The 14,135-nt window shown below is 68.6% G+C and carries 18 protein-coding genes; 9 read left to right on the top strand and 9 right to left on the bottom strand.

Annotation, left to right across the window (positions count from 1 at the left end; genetic code table 11):
- Positions 1-23: 23 nt before the first annotated feature.
- From D2K64_RS02950 to D2K64_RS02980, 7 genes are all read right to left on the bottom strand, one after another.
- Positions 24-407, bottom strand: a complete 384-nt coding sequence (locus D2K64_RS02950; RefSeq protein WP_120006455.1) for an SUF system Fe-S cluster assembly protein — start codon at positions 405-407, stop codon at positions 24-26.
- Positions 400-867 (bottom strand): Fe-S cluster assembly sulfur transfer protein SufU, encoded by a 468-nt coding sequence (gene sufU, locus D2K64_RS02955; RefSeq protein ID WP_120006457.1) that lies wholly within the window; start codon positions 865-867, stop codon positions 400-402. The genes D2K64_RS02950 and sufU overlap by 8 nt, the downstream gene beginning before the upstream one ends.
- The gene (locus tag D2K64_RS02960) at positions 867-2,105 is read right to left on the bottom strand and encodes an aminotransferase class V-fold PLP-dependent enzyme (protein ID WP_120006459.1); all 1,239 of its coding nucleotides are present in this window, start codon (positions 2,103-2,105) and stop codon (positions 867-869) included. Before D2K64_RS02960 ends, sufU begins: the two co-directional genes overlap by 1 nt.
- On the bottom strand, positions 2,105-3,403 hold the full coding sequence (sufD, locus tag D2K64_RS02965) for a Fe-S cluster assembly protein SufD (protein WP_120006461.1): 1,299 nt from the start codon (positions 3,401-3,403) through the stop codon (positions 2,105-2,107). The genes D2K64_RS02960 and sufD overlap by 1 nt, the downstream gene beginning before the upstream one ends.
- The gene (gene sufC, locus D2K64_RS02970) at positions 3,400-4,143 is read right to left on the bottom strand and encodes a Fe-S cluster assembly ATPase SufC (RefSeq protein ID WP_120006463.1); all 744 of its coding nucleotides are present in this window, start codon (positions 4,141-4,143) and stop codon (positions 3,400-3,402) included. The genes sufD and sufC overlap by 4 nt, the downstream gene beginning before the upstream one ends.
- Before the next feature lie 140 nt (positions 4,144-4,283).
- Positions 4,284-5,780 (bottom strand): Fe-S cluster assembly protein SufB, encoded by a 1,497-nt coding sequence (gene sufB / locus D2K64_RS02975; protein WP_120006465.1) that lies wholly within the window; start codon positions 5,778-5,780, stop codon positions 4,284-4,286.
- A 12-nt stretch (positions 5,781-5,792) separates the two neighbouring features.
- On the bottom strand, positions 5,793-6,272 hold the full coding sequence (locus D2K64_RS02980; protein WP_120006467.1) for an SUF system Fe-S cluster assembly regulator: 480 nt from the start codon (positions 6,270-6,272) through the stop codon (positions 5,793-5,795).
- 146 nt (positions 6,273-6,418) lie between these two features.
- On the opposite strand from D2K64_RS02980, the gene D2K64_RS02985 reads away from it, so the two are divergent.
- Positions 6,419-7,039, top strand: a complete 621-nt coding sequence (locus tag D2K64_RS02985) for an NUDIX hydrolase (protein ID WP_120006469.1) — start codon at positions 6,419-6,421, stop codon at positions 7,037-7,039.
- Between the two features lie 60 nt (positions 7,040-7,099).
- Here the strand turns inward: D2K64_RS02985 and D2K64_RS02990 are convergent, their stop codons facing one another.
- Positions 7,100-7,582, bottom strand: a complete 483-nt coding sequence (locus tag D2K64_RS02990; protein ID WP_120006813.1) for a peroxiredoxin — start codon at positions 7,580-7,582, stop codon at positions 7,100-7,102.
- 106 nt (positions 7,583-7,688) lie between these two features.
- On the opposite strand from D2K64_RS02990, the gene D2K64_RS02995 reads away from it, so the two are divergent.
- The 8 genes from D2K64_RS02995 (at position 7,689) to D2K64_RS25325 (ending at position 13,395) form a co-directional block, all read left to right on the top strand.
- Positions 7,689-8,333 (top strand): YqgE/AlgH family protein, encoded by a 645-nt coding sequence (locus D2K64_RS02995; protein ID WP_120006471.1) that lies wholly within the window; start codon positions 7,689-7,691, stop codon positions 8,331-8,333.
- A gap of 155 nt (positions 8,334-8,488) precedes the next feature.
- On the top strand, positions 8,489-10,021 hold the full coding sequence (locus tag D2K64_RS03000; protein WP_202910443.1) for a UxaA family hydrolase: 1,533 nt from the start codon (positions 8,489-8,491) through the stop codon (positions 10,019-10,021).
- Positions 10,022-10,099: 78 nt separating this feature from the next.
- On the top strand, positions 10,100-11,107 hold the full coding sequence (locus D2K64_RS03005) for an aldo/keto reductase (RefSeq protein ID WP_120006473.1): 1,008 nt from the start codon (positions 10,100-10,102) through the stop codon (positions 11,105-11,107).
- A gap of 63 nt (positions 11,108-11,170) precedes the next feature.
- Complete coding sequence (locus D2K64_RS03010; RefSeq protein WP_120006475.1) at positions 11,171-11,971, top strand: OBAP family protein; 801 nt, start codon at positions 11,171-11,173, stop codon at positions 11,969-11,971.
- 145 nt (positions 11,972-12,116) lie between these two features.
- Positions 12,117-12,350, top strand: coding sequence for an MFS transporter (locus D2K64_RS25310; RefSeq protein WP_238383969.1), 234 nt, complete (start codon positions 12,117-12,119; stop codon positions 12,348-12,350).
- Positions 12,351-12,415: 65 nt separating this feature from the next.
- Positions 12,416-12,832 carry an MFS transporter gene (locus D2K64_RS25315; protein WP_238383970.1) on the top strand — a complete coding sequence of 139 codons (417 nt, stop codon included), beginning with the start codon at positions 12,416-12,418 and terminating at the stop codon, positions 12,830-12,832.
- Positions 12,833-12,862: 30 nt separating this feature from the next.
- Positions 12,863-13,042: a hypothetical protein gene (locus D2K64_RS25320; protein WP_238383971.1), complete on the top strand. Its 180-nt coding sequence runs from the start codon at positions 12,863-12,865 to the stop codon at positions 13,040-13,042.
- Positions 13,039-13,395: an MFS transporter gene (locus tag D2K64_RS25325; RefSeq protein ID WP_238383972.1), complete on the top strand. Its 357-nt coding sequence runs from the start codon at positions 13,039-13,041 to the stop codon at positions 13,393-13,395. The genes D2K64_RS25320 and D2K64_RS25325 overlap by 4 nt, the downstream gene beginning before the upstream one ends.
- A 42-nt stretch (positions 13,396-13,437) precedes the next feature.
- Here D2K64_RS25325 and urtE read toward each other — a convergent pair whose 3' ends face one another.
- Entirely contained in the window at positions 13,438-14,130 is a 693-nt protein-coding gene (gene urtE / locus D2K64_RS03020; protein WP_120006477.1) for an urea ABC transporter ATP-binding subunit UrtE, read from the bottom strand.
- Between the last annotated feature and the right edge of the window lie 5 nt (positions 14,131-14,135).

The following is a 14,135-nucleotide window of genomic DNA, read 5'->3' on the forward strand; positions in this document are numbered from 1 at the left end:
ACAAACCCTGATATGGCGCGGCCTCAGTACATGTTCAACGCCAGCTTGGCGTCTTCGCTCATGCGGGACGGATCCCAGGGCGGGTCCCACACCACTTCCACCGCGACGTCACTGACGCCCGGCACGGTGCGCACCATTTCCTCGACCTGCGCCGGCAACTCCTGCGCCGAGGGGCAGGAGGGCGTGGTCAGCGTCATCTCGACCTTGACCTTGCCGTCCTCGCCCATCTCGATGGCGTAGATCAGGCCCAACTCGTAGATGTTGACCGGGATCTCGGGGTCGTAGACCTGCCCGATCGCGCTGATCACCGCGTCCTCAGAGATGCGCGGCGTGGTTTCGCCATCCGGCGTCCAGGCGGCGTGCGCCTCCCTCGGGGCGCCGTCCGGCGCAGGAATGCCATCACTCACTGCTCGCCTCCTTGCCTGAATTGTCCAGCGCGGCGTTCAGGGTGTGCCAGGCCAGCGTGGCGCACTTCACCCGGCTGGGAAACTCCGAAACGCCGCCCAGCACCTGCAGGCGCTCCATGTCGTCGGCCAGCGCGCCGCCGCATTCCGGACAGGTGCCGGTGGTGGCGAGAGCGCGGAACTTGTCGGACAGCTCCTTGGCCTCTTCCGGCGTCTTGCCGCGCACCGTTTCCGTCATCAGGCTGGCCGAGGCCATGGAGATGGCGCAGCCCTTTCCTTGGAAGGCGATGTCATCCAGCCGCCCGTCCGGCGCCAGCTTGACCCACAGCTCCATGCGGTCGCCGCACATGGGATTGTCGCCGCGCCCTTCGCGGTCGGCATCGTCCAGCCGGCGGAAGTTCCGCGGCTTGCGGCCGTGGTCGAGGATAACTTCCTGATAAAGATCCCGCAGATCGTCAAACATTACCCGAAGAACTCCCGCGCCTTGCCCAGCGCCTCCGCGAGATAGTCGATCTCGCCCTCGGTCGTGTACAGACCGAAGGAAGCGCGGCAGGTGCTCTCGATCTCAAATCGGGTGTGCAGCGGCTCGGCGCAATGGCGTCCGGAGCGCACCGCGATCCCGACGCGGTCCAGCAATGTCGCCAGATCATGCGAATGGGCGTTGGGCAGCGACACGGCGAACACGCCGCCGCGATCCTGCGCATTGCCGAGCAGCCGCAGTCCTTCCACCGCCGAAAGCTTCCGCATGGCATGGTCGACCAGCCGGCGCTCATGCGCTTCAATCGACGCCATGCCGATGGCCTGAACGTAATCGATGGCGGCGTGCAGCCCCACCGCCTCGATGATGGGCGGCGTGCCGGCCTCGAACTTGGCGGGCACCGGCGCGGTGCGGTAGCCTTCCAGGGTGACTTCCTCGATCATGTCGCCGCCGCCCATGAAGGGCGGCATCTGCTCCAGCAGCTCCATCCGCGCCCACAGCACGCCGATGCCGGTCGGACCGTAGAGCTTGTGACCGGTGAAGACGTAGAAGTCGCAATCCAGCGCCTGCACGTCGACGCGCCGGTGCACGGCGGCCTGCGAGCCGTCCAGCAGCAGCTTGGCGCCATGCGCGTGCACGAGGCGGGCGATGCGCTCAGCCGGCGTCACGGTGCCCAGCACGTTGCTCATGTGGGTGATGGCGGCCAGCCGCACCTTGCCGTCGCGCAGCTTGGCCTCGAGGTCGTCGAGGTCCAGCTCGCCATCATCGGTGACGCGGGCGATGCGCAGCTCGATGCCATGCGCGTCCCGCAGCATCAGCCAGGGCACGAAATTGGCGTGGTGCTCCATCTCGGACACCAGCACCGCGTCGCCCGGGCGCAGCACGCCGCGCCCATAGGAATGCGCCACCAGATTGATCGCGGCGGTGGAGGAATTGGTGAACACCACCTCCCGCTCCGTCGCCGCGTTGAGGAAGCCGGCCACGGCGCGGCGGGCGCTCTCATACGCCTCCGTCGCCGCCTCCGAGAGGTGGTAGGCGCCGCGGTGGACGTTGGCGTAGGACGTCTCCATCATCCGCGTCATGGCGCCGATCACCTGGCGCGGCTTCTGCGCCGAGGCGCCGCTGTCGAGGAACACCAGATCCTTGCCGCGGACCTTCTGCGACAGGATCGGGAAGTCCTGGCGGATGCGCGCGACGTCGAAGGCCGGTGTTCCCCCGTCCATCACGCAGCCATCCTCTGCCACCAGCCGGACACCGCTTCGCTCAGCGCGGCGCGGGCCACCTCGTTCTCCACCGTCTCCACCGCGTCGAGCAGAAAGGCCTCGATCAGCATGGACCGCGCCTCGGCCTCCGGAATGCCGCGCGAGCGCAGGTAGAAGAGCTGCGTCTCGTCCAGCGCCCCCACGGTCGCGCCGTGGCTGCACTTCACGTCGTCGGCGTAGATCTCCAGCTGCGGCTTGCTGTCGATCTCGGCCTGCTCGGACAACAGCAGCGCCTGGTTCATCTGGTAGCCATCGGTGCGCTGGGCGATCTGGTGGACGTGGATCTTGCCCTGGAACACGCCGCGCGAGCGGCCGGCCAGCACCGTCTTCACCGTCTGGCGGCTCGGGCAGTCCGGCGCCGCGTGGTCGAGGAAGGTGGTGCAATCGGCATGCTGCCCGTCGCCCACCAGCTGCGCGCCGTTCAGGTGCGCCGCGGAGAATGCCCCGGCCAGCGTCACATAGGCCTCGGCCCGCGCCAGCCGGGCGCCGGCATGCAGCAGGAAGCTGTCATAGGTGCCCTTCTCCGCCACGGTGGCGAAGACGGTGGACAGGTGGATGCCGGCCGGCCCCTCCTGCTGCAGGCGGGCATGGGTGACATGGGCGTCGGCGGCCACCTGGAACTCCAGCACCGGGCTGTGCAGATAGCGGCTCTCTCCATGCCCCCAGGCACGCTCGATCAGCACCAGCTTCGCGCCCGGCGCCAGCCGCACCAAGTGGCGCGGGTGCAGGGCCACGGGGCGGTCGGCGCGCACCACCGACAGCAGCTCCACCACCCCGCCATCCTCGCCCGGGGCGAGGTCGATCAGCGCACCGTCCTCGAACAGGGCGGTGTTCAGAGCGGCCAGCGGGACGCCCTCGTGGCGCGCCACGGAGCCCAGCAGCCCTTCCACCTCGTCCAGGTGCCGCGCCAGGGAGCGCACGGGCGCATCCGGATCGGACAGCTCGGGGCTGAAGCGGCCGTCGATGAACACCACCCGGCGCGGCGCTGCGGCGCGCGGCAGCGGAATGGCGCTGTCCACCGGCGTCAGCGCCTCACCGAAGCCGGCTTCCTTCAGCGGGCCGAGATCGGTGTATTTCCAGGCTTCCACCCGGCGGGTCGGGAAGCCCTGCTCGCGGAAGGATGCCGCACCCGCCTCGCGCAGCGATTGCAGCCAGGGCAGGTCGCGGCCCGGCAGGCGGGCACGCAGCCCTTCGAAGCGATGCAGGAAGCCGGCGGCGCCGGGCTCCGTCAGCGCGTTGTGCTCGGTGATCGCGTTCATGCCGCCTCCACCGAGGCGTAGCCACTCGCCTCAAGCTGCTTGGCCAGTTCCGGGCCGCCGCTCTGCACGATGCGGCCCTGCATCAGCACGTGGACGCGGTCCGGCACAATGTAGTCCAGCAGGCGCTGGTAATGCGTGATCACCAGCGAGGAGAAGTCCGGCCCGCGCATGGCGTTGACGCCATCCGCCACGATCTTCAGCGCGTCGATGTCGAGGCCGGAGTCGGTCTCGTCGAGGATCGCGAGCGACGGCTTCAGCAGCGCCATCTGCAGCACCTCGTTGCGCTTCTTCTCGCCGCCGGAGAAGCCGACATTGACGCCGCGCTTCAGCATGTCTTCAGGCATGGAGAGCGCGCGCATCCGCTCCCGCGCCAGCTTCAGGAACTGCATGGCGTCCAGCTCGGATTCGCCCTTGGCCCGGCGCTGCGCGTTCAGCGCGGTGCGCAGGAAGTTGGCATTGCCGACGCCGGGCAACTCGACCGGGTACTGGAAGGCCAGGAACAGACCGGTGGCGGCACGCTCCTCCGGCTCCATGGCCAGCAGGTCCTGGCCGTTGAAGGTGGCGGAGCCGCCGGTGATCTCATAGCCCTCGCGCCCCGACAGCACGTAGGACAGCGTCGACTTGCCCGAGCCGTTCGGGCCCATGATGGCGTGGATCTCGCCGGTCGGCACTTCGAGGTCGATCCCCTTCAGGATCTCCTTGCCCTCGATCTCGGCGCGCAGGCCTTCAATCTTCAACATCGCTCTTCGGTTCCGTCCTCTACGGCGCTGGCAGGGCGCCGCTCTCTCCATGCAATTCCGCGGGCGCAGGAGGCGCCCGAAACGTCACGTCTTCGGCGAAGCCGCGTCAGGCCGGCGGGTCGTCCCGCCGACGCGCGGCCTCAGCCCACCGAGCCTTCGAGGCTGATCTGCAGCAGCTTCTGCGCTTCCACCGCGAACTCCATCGGCAACTCCTTCAACACCTCGCGGCAGAAGCCGTTGACGATGAGCCCGACCGCGTCCTCCTCGGACAGGCCGCGCTGGCGGCAATAGAACAGCTGGTCCTCGGCGATGCGGGAGGTGGTCGCCTCGTGCTCCACCTTGGCCGAGATGCAGCGGTTCTCGATGTAGGGCACGGTGTGCGCGCCGCACTGGTCGCCGATCAGCAGGCTGTCGCACTGGGTGAAGTTCCGCGCCCCGCTCGCCTTCGGCAGGATCTTGACCAAGCCGCGATAGGTGTTCTGTCCCTTCCCCGCGCTGATGCCCTTGGACACGATGGTCGAGCGCGTGTTGCGCCCGATATGGATCATCTTGGTGCCCGTGTCGGCCTGCTGGCGATTGTTGGTGATGGCCACCGAGTAGAACTCGCCCACGCTGTCATCGCCCTGCAGGATGCAGGAGGGATACTTCCAGGTGATGGACGAACCCGTCTCCACCTGCGTCCAGGAAATCTTGGAACGCTTGCCGCGGCAGGCACCGCGCTTGGTGACGAAGTTGTAGATGCCGCCGACCCCGTTCTCATCGCCCGGGTACCAGTTCTGCACCGTGGAATACTTGATCGAGGCATCGTCCAACGCCACCAGCTCCACCACCGCGGCGTGCAGCTGGTTCTCGTCGCGCATCGGCGCGGTGCAGCCTTCCAGGTAGGACACCGTGGCGCCCTCGTCGGCGATGATCAGGGTGCGCTCGAACTGGCCAGTGGACTTGGCGTTGATGCGGAAATAGGTGGACAGCTCCATCGGGCAGCGGACGCCCTTCGGGATGTAGACGAAGGAGCCGTCCGTGAAGACCGCCGAGTTCAGCGCGGCGAAGAAATTGTCGCCCTGCGGCACCACGCTGCCCAGGTACTGGCGCACCAGTTCCGGATGCTCCTGCACCGCCTCGGAGATCGAGCAGAAGATGATGCCTTCCTTGCCCAGCCGCTCCTTGTAGGAGGTGGCGACGGACACGCTGTCGAACACCGCGTCCACGGCGATCGGCATGCGGCCCTCGGCCGGGCTCTCGCCCGCGCCCTCGACGCCGGCCAGGATCGCCTGCTCCTTCAGTGGGATGCCAAGCTTCTCATAGGTGCGCAGCAGTTCGGGATCGACCTCGTCGAGCGATCTCGGGCCCTGCTTCTTCACCGGCGCGGCGTAGTAGTAGGCGTCCTGGTAATCGATCTGCGGATAGGACACGGCGGGCCAGTGCGGCTCCTCCATGGTCTTCCACATGGCGAACGCCTTCAGGCGCCAAGCCAGCAGCCAGTCCGGCTCGTTCTTCTTGGCGGAGATGAAGCGGACGATGTCCTCGTTCAGCCCCTTGGGGGCGAACTCCATCTCGATCTCGGTCTCGAACCCGTACTTGTAGGTGCCCGAGGTAACGGCGGCGACGGTGTCGATGGTCTCGGTGACGGCAGGCATGGTCTTTGTCCCCTACTCGGCAGGCAGGTGGGCCGGCGGGGCCGGCGGGGTGGCACGACGGGCCGGCGGCGCAGGGGGCGTCGCCAGTTCGTCAAGGGTGATCTTGGACAAGGCGGTCAGAATGGCACGGTTGACACGGTCCCATCGCCCCCGCACGGGGCACAGGGCTTCGGCGTCGCACTGGCCGGCGGCACCGTCGACGCAAGCGGTCAAGGCGACCGGACCGTCGATGGCGGCGATCACCTCCGGCAGAGTCAGGGCATTGAGCGGCCGCGCCAGACGATATCCGCCGCCGGAGCCGCGCCGCCCCTCCACCAGCCCCGCATGCGCCAGGGCCTTGAGCACCTTGGCCACGGTGGGCTCGGCGATGCCGGTGGCGGCAGCGATGGCAGGGGCAGTCTGAGACGCCGCGGCCGCCATATCGCCGCCCGGCGAAGCCAGCCGCGCCAGCACCACGACGGCGTAATCGGTCAATTTCGACAGCCGCAACACGCGGGATCTTCCTCCAAACCGGACCTGTGTTGTCCGCTTCGGGCAAATGCGCTTGGACCCCCCCGATGTCAACCGCGGCAAAACGATTTTAAGCCCTTGTGACCGCCCCCCTGGCCGGTTCCGGCCAGCGGTGCCAAGCTTCCTCCATGGTCCAGCTTCCCCGCTTCGTGCATCCCCGTCACGCTGCCAGCCTGATCCTGTGGCGACAGTCCCGCTCCGGTCAGACCGAGGTGCTGATGGGCCTGCGCGCCGCCGGGCACCGCTTCATGCCGAACCGGCTGGTGTTTCCCGGCGGCCGGGTGGATTTCACCGATCGGCTGGCGCCGGCGGCGACCGAGCTGCGGCCAGAAACGCGGATCGCGCTGCAGCGCCGGGCGCCGCCGCGCCTGGCGCGCGCCCTGGCCATCGCGGCGGCGCGCGAGTTGGACGAAGAAACCGGGCTGCAGCTGGGAGGCCCGGCGCCGCATCTGGACCAGCTGGATTACCTGTGCCGCGCCGTGACGCCGGCGCACCACCCGATGCGCTTCAACGCCCGCTTTCTGCTGGCGCCGGCGGAAGCCGCGGTGGGCCGGATCGCCGGCTCGGGCGAGCTGGAGGATCTGGCATGGCGCGACGTCGCCGCCACGCGGGCCCTGCCGGTAGCGCCGATCACTGGAAAGGTGCTGGCGGAGCTGGAGGAATGGCTGAGCCTGCCGGCGGCGGAACGCCCTGGCCGGGGGCTGATCTGCTTCCGGGGCCATGAGCGCCGGCTGCCCGAGCCGGCCTGAGCCCCTTCCGGAAGGGCTGAAAGGGCGCCGGAAGCAAAGTCCGTCCGGCGCCTTCCGCCGTCAGATCGCGGCCAGGATCGCCTGGCCGCTCGACACCTCGAAGGCGCCGGGCTGCTCGACCCCGACATGCGTCACCTTGCCGTTCTTCGCCACCAGGGCGAAGCGTTGGCAGCGCACGCCCATGCCGCGCGCGGTCAGGTCCAGCTCCAGCCCCAGCGCCTTGGTGAAGGCGGCGGCGCCGTCGGCCAGCATGACCACCTCCTCGGACACGCCCTGGTCCTTGGCCCAGGCGCGCATCACGAAGGCATCGTTCACCGCCATGCAGGCGATGACATCGACGCCCTTCGCCTTCAGGGCCGCGGCATTCTCCAGGAAGCTTGGCAGGTGCTTGGCGGAGCAGGTGGGGGTGAAGGCGCCTGGCACGCCGAACAGCACCACCGTCTTGCCGCCGAACAGCGCCTCGGTGGACAATTCGCGCGGGCCCTCGACCGTCGCCTCGGTCAAGGTGGTGGCGGGGATGGTGTCGCCGACCTGGATGGCCATGATGGTGCGCTCCGACAAAATGAGCTTCCGGCATTTCACGCCGGCGCCGTGAGTGTCAACCGTGCCGCTTGCGCGCACCCGTCCGCGCCGCCATGTTCACGGGATCATGGCACGACGCGCACGCGAGGACGAACTTCCCGACAGCTTCCGCATCGCCGCCCAGAAGGCTGGCGCGATGGATCTGGGCGGCCCGAGTACCACCTATCTAAGTGGTCAGCTCCTGGTGGCCATGCCATCGATGCAGGACCCGCGCTTCGCCCAATCGGTGATCTGCGTCTGCGCCCATTCGGCCGACGGCGCGATGGGCATCGTGCTGAACAAGCCGATCGACAACCTGTCCTTCGAGGACCTGTTGAAGCAGCTGGAGGTTGAGCCGCTGCCGCCGCAGCGCCAGATCCGGCTGCTGGCCGGCGGCCCGGTTGAGGGCGGCCGGGGCTTCGTGCTGCACACCACCGACTGGTCGAGCGAGGGCAGCCTCAAGGTCACCGGCGACCTGGCGCTGACGGCCAGCGTGGACATCCTGAAGGCCATCGCCGGCGGCGGCGGCCCGCGCGAGGGCCTGCTGGCGCTGGGCTATGCCGGCTGGGGCCCGGGGCAGCTGGAGAACGAGATCCAGCGCAATGCCTGGCTGAACGTGGACGCCGACGAGGCGCTGCTGTTCGGCGGCATCCCCGACACCATGTGGCGTCAGGCGCTTGCCAAGATGCGCATCGACCCGCTGCTGCTGTCGGCCAGCGCCGGCCACGCCTGAGTCGGCGTTTCGGCACGGCCTGACATGCCATGGCCGCCGATGCTTGCATCCGGCGCCCAGGGGCGCAATCTGTCCAGTCTGACAAGATCTCGGCCTCTGGCCCGGCACCCCTGTTCCGCCGGCCCATCGGGCCGCCGGGAGAGGAACCGCGTTTCATGGACGCCATCGCTGACGCCCCCTTCATCCGCCTGCATCCGGATGACACGGTGCTGATCGCGCGCCGGGCCGTCGCCGAAGGCAGCGTCGTCGCCCCGGGCATCGCCACGGCCGCCCGCATCCCGCCCGGCCACAAGGTGGCGGCGAAGCAGCACGCCGTGGGCGAGGCCGTGCGCCGCTACGGCCAGATCATCGGCTTCGCCACCAGGCCCATTGCACCGGGCGACTGGGTTCATGTCGACAATTGCGGCATGGGCGATTTCGAGAAGGATTATGCCTGGGGCATCGATGCCAAGCCGACGCTGTATGTGCCGCAGCCGGCCACCTTCCAGGGCATCGTGCGGCCGGACGGGCGCGTCGCCACGCGCAACTTCATCGGCATCGTCACCAGCGTGAACTGCTCGGCCCACGTCGCCTCGATGATCGCCGACGCGTTCAAGCGCAACCCCTTCACCGGCATCGATCCGCTGGCGGAGTTCCCGAACGTCGACGGTGTGGTGGCGCTGACTCATAAGACCGGCTGCGGCATGGGCGACAATGACGGCCTGCGCATCCTGCGCCGGACCCTGGCCGGCTATGCCCGCCACGTGAACTTCAGCCACGTCATCGCCATCGGCCTGGGCTGCGAGGTGAACCAGATCTCCGGCCTGCTGGAGGAGCAGAACCTTGCCGGCCGGCTGCGCAACATGGACATCCAGTCCATGGGCGGCACCCGCAAGACGGTGGAGGCCGGCATCGCCTTCGTGCGCGAGGTGCTGGGCGAGGCCAACCAGGTGCATCGCCAGCCGGTGCCGGCCAGCCACTTGACGCTGGCGCTGCAATGCGGCGGCTCGGACGGGTATTCCGGCATCACCGCCAACCCGGCGCTGGGCCACGCCTCCGACCTGCTGGTGCGTCATGGCGGCACGGTGATCCTGTCCGAAACGCCGGAAACCTACGGGGCCGAGCACCTGCTCACCCGCCGCGCCACCTCCCGCGAGGTGGGCGAGAAGCTGGTGTCCCTGATGCGCTGGTGGGAACGCTACGCCGAGCAGGGCCAGGCCGAGCTGAACAGCAACCCTTCCCCCGGCAACAAGGCGGGCGGGCTGACCACGATCCTGGAGAAGTCGCTCGGCGCCATGGCCAAGGCCGGCACCACCAACCTCACCGCCGTGTACGACTACGCGGCCCCGGTGACGGAGAAGGGCTTCGTGTTCATGGACACGCCGGGCTACGACCCGGTGGCGGCCACCGGCCAGGTGGCGGGCGGCGCCAACATGGTGTGCTTCACCACCGGCCGCGGCAGCGTGTTCGGCTGCAAGCCGGCACCCTCCATCAAGCTGGCCACCAACTCCGCCATGTATGAGCGCATGGAGGAGGACATGGATGTGAACTGCGGCACCATCATCTCCGGCCGCGAGACGGTGCAGGAATGCGGCGAGCGCATCTTCCAGCTGATCCTGCGCGTGGCCTCCGGGGAGCGCACCAAGAGCGAGAGCTTCGACTTCGGCTCTGCCGAATTCGCGCCCTGGCCGATCGGCGCCACCATGTGACGCGGGCGGGGCCGGCACCGCCCGGCCCCCCGTTCCGCCTTTGCCGCCGCGGCGGCGCATCCCCGGAAGGAAGCCGCCATGGACTACCGCAACCTCGGCCGCAGCGGCCTGAAGGTGTCGCCGCTCTGCCTCGGCACCATGATGTTCGGCGATGCGACGGACGAGCCCACCGCCGCCCGCATCATTGATGGCGCCCGCGAGCGCGGCATCAACTTCATCGACACCGCCAATGTCTACAACGGCGGCCGTTCGGAGGAAGTCACCGGGCGCGCCATCCGCGCCCATCGCGACCACTGGATCCTGGCCACCAAGCTGGCCAACCCGGCCGGGCCGGGTCCCAACGACCGTGGCCTGTCCCGCCGCCACTGCATGCTGGCCACGGAGAGCAGCCTGCGGCGGCTCGGCACGGACTGCATCGACATCCTGTACTGGCACAAGGAGGACCATGCGACCCGGCTGGCCGAAACGGTGCGCGCCATGGCCGATCTGCTGCGCGCCGGCAAGATCCGCCATTTCGGCGTGTCCAACCACCGCGGCTGGCGCATCGCCGAGATCTGCCGCCTGTGCGACGAGATGGGCATCGACCGGCCCGTGGTCAGCCAGCCCTACTACAACGCGCTGAACCGCATGCCGGAGGTGGAGCACCTGCCGGCCTGCGGCTATTTCGGGCTGGGCGTGGTGCCCTACAGCCCCCTTGCCCGCGGCGTGCTGACCGGAAAATACGCGCCGGACGCGGCGCCGGAGGCGGGCTCCCGCGCCGGCCGCGCCGACCGGCGCATGATGGAAACCGAGTGGCGGCCGGAAAGCCTCCGCATCGCGCAGTTGCTGCGGGCCCACGCCGAGGCGCGCGGCATCACCGCCGGGCAATTCGCCGTGGCCTGGGTGCTGAACAACCGGCTGATCACGGCGCCGATCGCCGGCCCCCGCACCGAGGCGCAATGGCAGGATTACCTGGGCGCGCTGGAATACCGCTTCACCGCCGAGGACGAGGCGCTGGTGGACAAACTGGTGCCGGCCGGCCACCCCTCCACCCCCGGCTACAACGATCCCGCCTATCCGCTGGAAGGCCGCCGGCCACAGAGTTGACGGGCCGGGGAAACAACCCCGGCGGGCGGTCGTTCAGGATGAAGCATCCTGGAGATCCCTGCCATGAACCGGCTGCGCAACTTCCTTCTCAACCGCCGCACCCTGGGCCGCAGGTTGGTGGCCACGGCGGCGCCCCTCATCGCCGCCTGCGCCTGCGGCCGCGCCCATGCCCAGCCGGTGCAACATCACGGCGGCAGCCCGGCAACGGGTGAGGAGAACTCGCTGCGCTCCCGCGTGCTCGGCGCCGGCGCGGCGGCGCTGCAAACCAAGGCGCCGCTGAACGCCATGAACATGTACCTGAACGGCTTCCACTTCTACGCCGATGACATGGGGCGGCCGGTGGAGGCCCACCATTTCTGCACCCATCTCACCGAAGACCTTCACCAATGCGTCATCTTCGACGGCAACAGCGAGGATTCACGCCTCATCGGCATCGAGTACATCGTCTCCGAGCGCGTCTTCCGCACCCTGCCCGAGGACGAGAAGAAGCTGTGGCACAGCCATGACTACGAGACCACCTCGGGCGAGCTGGTGATGCCTGGCCTGCCGGATGCTGCCGAGAACGCGGCGATGCGCGACCTGTCCACCACCTACGGCAAGACTTGGCACACTTGGCAGGTGGATCGTGGCGACACCCTGCCGCTGGGTCCGCCGCAGCTCATGATGGCGTACACGGCAGAAGGACAGCTGCCCGCGCGCCACATCGAGCAGCGCGACCAGCGGCTCGGCGTTTCGAAGGAGCAGAGCAAGCAATCCCGCAAGGACATCCCGGTGCCCACAGTGGTGGAAGGGGCCAATAGCTGGCAATCGGGCCAGGTGCCGCAATTGTCGCTTCAGGCCGTGCCGCTGCGCAACCGGCGCTGATCTCCTGGCGCAGCACCTCGAAACCTGAGAAATTTCCAACCAATTCAACATCCAATAGGTGGTTCCGGAAACCCTTAGGGTCATCATACAAGCCTGCAGAGGCTGCTGCTCCGGTCTTGGACGCAGCTCATGCAGGAGTGTCCAAGTGAAACCTATCGGCAGGGTCCTCTGGTCCATTCTGGTTCTTCTCGGACTGGGAACCGTGGTCAACGACATCGACCGCAACGCCCTGGATGTGCTGGCTCCGGTTCTGAAGCAGGCGCTGAACTTCACCACGGAGCAGTATTCCTTTGTCGTCGCCGCCTTCCAGATCACCTACAGCCTGATGCAACCGCTGGCCGGCTTCATCACCGACCTCATCGGCCTGAAGCTGGGCTAAGCGCTATTCACCTTTTCCTGGGGCGTCGCCGGCATGCTGCACGCCCTGGCCGGCGGCTGGCAGCCATGGCCTTCTTCCGCGGCCTGCGGGGCGTCAGCGAGGCCGCCGCCATTTCCGCCGGCGCCAAGACCGCCGCCATCTGGTTTCCCATCCGGGAGCGTTCCATCGCCACCGGCTGGTTCACCACCGGCACCTCGATCGGCGCCATGGTGGCGCCGCCGCTGGTGGTCTGGCTGTCGGTGATCTGGGGCTGGCGCGAGGCCTTCATCGGCACCGGGCTGCTCGGCGTCGGCGTGTCACTGCTGTGGCTGGCGCTGTACCGCAATCCCGAGAATCACCCCCGCCTCACCGCCGAGGAGCACGCCTACATCAAGGGCGGCCAGCAGGATGCCGTGCTACCGAAACCGTCGGTGCGGCAGGTGCTGGGCAACCGCGAATCCTGCGGCATCGCCGCTGGCCGCTTTCTGACCGAGCCGGCCTAGCAGACCTTTTCCTTCTGGATCCTGCTCTACATGGTCAGCGAGCGGGGCATGGACATCAAGCAGTTCGCGCTGCTCGCCTGGCTGCCCTTCCTGGGTGCCGATCGGGGCGGCATCCTCGGCGGCTACCTGTCGCCCTATCTGAGCCGCCGCTTCCGGATGTCCGTGGTGAATTCGCGCATCGCCGGCTCGGCGTGGCGGCGGTATGCATGATCGGCCGGGCCAGCAGCCCGATCACCGCCATCCTGTTGTTCTCCGTCGGCGGCTTCGCGCACCAGATGCTGTCCGGCCTGATGTACGCGCTGGGCACGGACACCTTCGAGCCGCAGGAGATCGCGACGGCCACGGGCTTTGCCGGCATGAGGGGCGATCTTGGCGGCCTGTCCTTCTCGCTGATCATCGGGCAGCTGGCCAGCAGGATCGGCTATGAGCCGCTATTCGCCCGCCTGTCAGTGTTCGGGATCACCGCCTTCATCATCATCGCCCTGGTGCTGGCCGAGCGCGGCGATACCGCCTGGCGGAAGCCGCTTTCCTCCGACATGCCAGAGGTCGTGGCCAAGGGCTGAGGCGCTGGCCGTGGGAGCCTTCCCGCCGCCGCGCCGCGCCGGTCAGACCGTCAACAGGCGCTGCACCGCGTCCTCGTCCAGCGAGCCGGACGGGCCGGCCAGCGCCACCTCGCCGCGCACCATGATGGCGAGCTGATCGCCGAGCTGCCGGGCGAATTCGTAATATTGCTCCACCAGCACCACGGCCATGTTGCGCTGCTTCGCCAGCAGCGCGATGACCCGCGCGATGTCCTTGATGACGTTGGGCTGGATGCCCTCGGTCGGCTCGTCCAGGATCAGCAGGCGCGGCCGCGCGGTCAGGGCCCGGGCGATGGCCAGCTGCTGCTGCTGCCCCCCCGACAGGTCGCCGCCCCGGCGGCGCAGGAACTGCTCCAGGATCGGGAACAGCTCAAAGATGTCATCCGGCACCCGGGAGCCGCGCGGCGCCGCAGCCAGCGCGGTTTCCAGGTTCTCCCGCACCGTCAGAAAGGGAAAGATCTCCCGCCCCTGCGGCACGTAGCCGATGCCGGCCCGTGCCCGTTCGGCGGCCGCCAGCGAGGAAACGTCGCGCCCTTCCCAGACGATGCGGCCAGTCCTGACCCGCTCCAGCCCGACGATGGCGCGCATCAGCGACGATTTACCGACGCCGTTGCGGCCCAGCACGCAGGTGATGCGCCCCGGATCAGCGGCCAGCGACACGCCGCGCAGGGCCCGGCTGGCGCCGTAGAACAGGTCGATGCCTTCCACTCGCAGCATGGATC

The sequence above is a fragment of the Teichococcus vastitatis genome (assembly GCF_003604215.1).
Lineage (GTDB): Bacteria > Pseudomonadota > Alphaproteobacteria > Acetobacterales > Acetobacteraceae > Pseudoroseomonas > Pseudoroseomonas vastitatis.

Bases quoted from the DNA above. Each gene is read 5' to 3' on its own strand.
- sufU (WP_120006457.1), bottom strand. From the start codon at position 867: ATGTTTGACGATCTGCGGGATCTTTATCAGGAAGTTATCCTCGACCAC.
- D2K64_RS02960 (WP_120006459.1), bottom strand. From the start codon at position 2,105: ATGGACGGGGGAACACCGGCCTTCGACGTCGCGCGCATCCGCCAGGAC.
- sufD (WP_120006461.1), bottom strand. From the start codon at position 3,403: ATGAACGCGATCACCGAGCACAACGCGCTGACGGAGCCCGGCGCCGCC.
- sufC (WP_120006463.1), bottom strand. From the start codon at position 4,143: ATGTTGAAGATTGAAGGCCTGCGCGCCGAGATCGAGGGCAAGGAGATC.
- sufB (WP_120006465.1), bottom strand. From the start codon at position 5,780: ATGCCTGCCGTCACCGAGACCATCGACACCGTCGCCGCCGTTACCTCG.
- D2K64_RS02985 (WP_120006469.1), top strand. From the start codon at position 6,419: ATGGTCCAGCTTCCCCGCTTCGTGCATCCCCGTCACGCTGCCAGCCTG.
- D2K64_RS02990 (WP_120006813.1), bottom strand. From the start codon at position 7,582: ATGGCCATCCAGGTCGGCGACACCATCCCCGCCACCACCTTGACCGAG.
- D2K64_RS02995 (WP_120006471.1), top strand. From the start codon at position 7,689: ATGGCACGACGCGCACGCGAGGACGAACTTCCCGACAGCTTCCGCATC.
- D2K64_RS03000 (WP_202910443.1), top strand. From the start codon at position 8,489: ATGGACGCCATCGCTGACGCCCCCTTCATCCGCCTGCATCCGGATGAC.
- D2K64_RS03005 (WP_120006473.1), top strand. From the start codon at position 10,100: ATGGACTACCGCAACCTCGGCCGCAGCGGCCTGAAGGTGTCGCCGCTC.
- D2K64_RS03010 (WP_120006475.1), top strand. From the start codon at position 11,171: ATGAACCGGCTGCGCAACTTCCTTCTCAACCGCCGCACCCTGGGCCGC.
- D2K64_RS25315 (WP_238383970.1), top strand. From the start codon at position 12,416: ATGGCCTTCTTCCGCGGCCTGCGGGGCGTCAGCGAGGCCGCCGCCATT.
- D2K64_RS25320 (WP_238383971.1), top strand. From the start codon at position 12,863: ATGGTCAGCGAGCGGGGCATGGACATCAAGCAGTTCGCGCTGCTCGCC.
- D2K64_RS25325 (WP_238383972.1), top strand. From the start codon at position 13,039: ATGATCGGCCGGGCCAGCAGCCCGATCACCGCCATCCTGTTGTTCTCC.
- urtE (WP_120006477.1), bottom strand. From the start codon at position 14,130: ATGCTGCGAGTGGAAGGCATCGACCTGTTCTACGGCGCCAGCCGGGCC.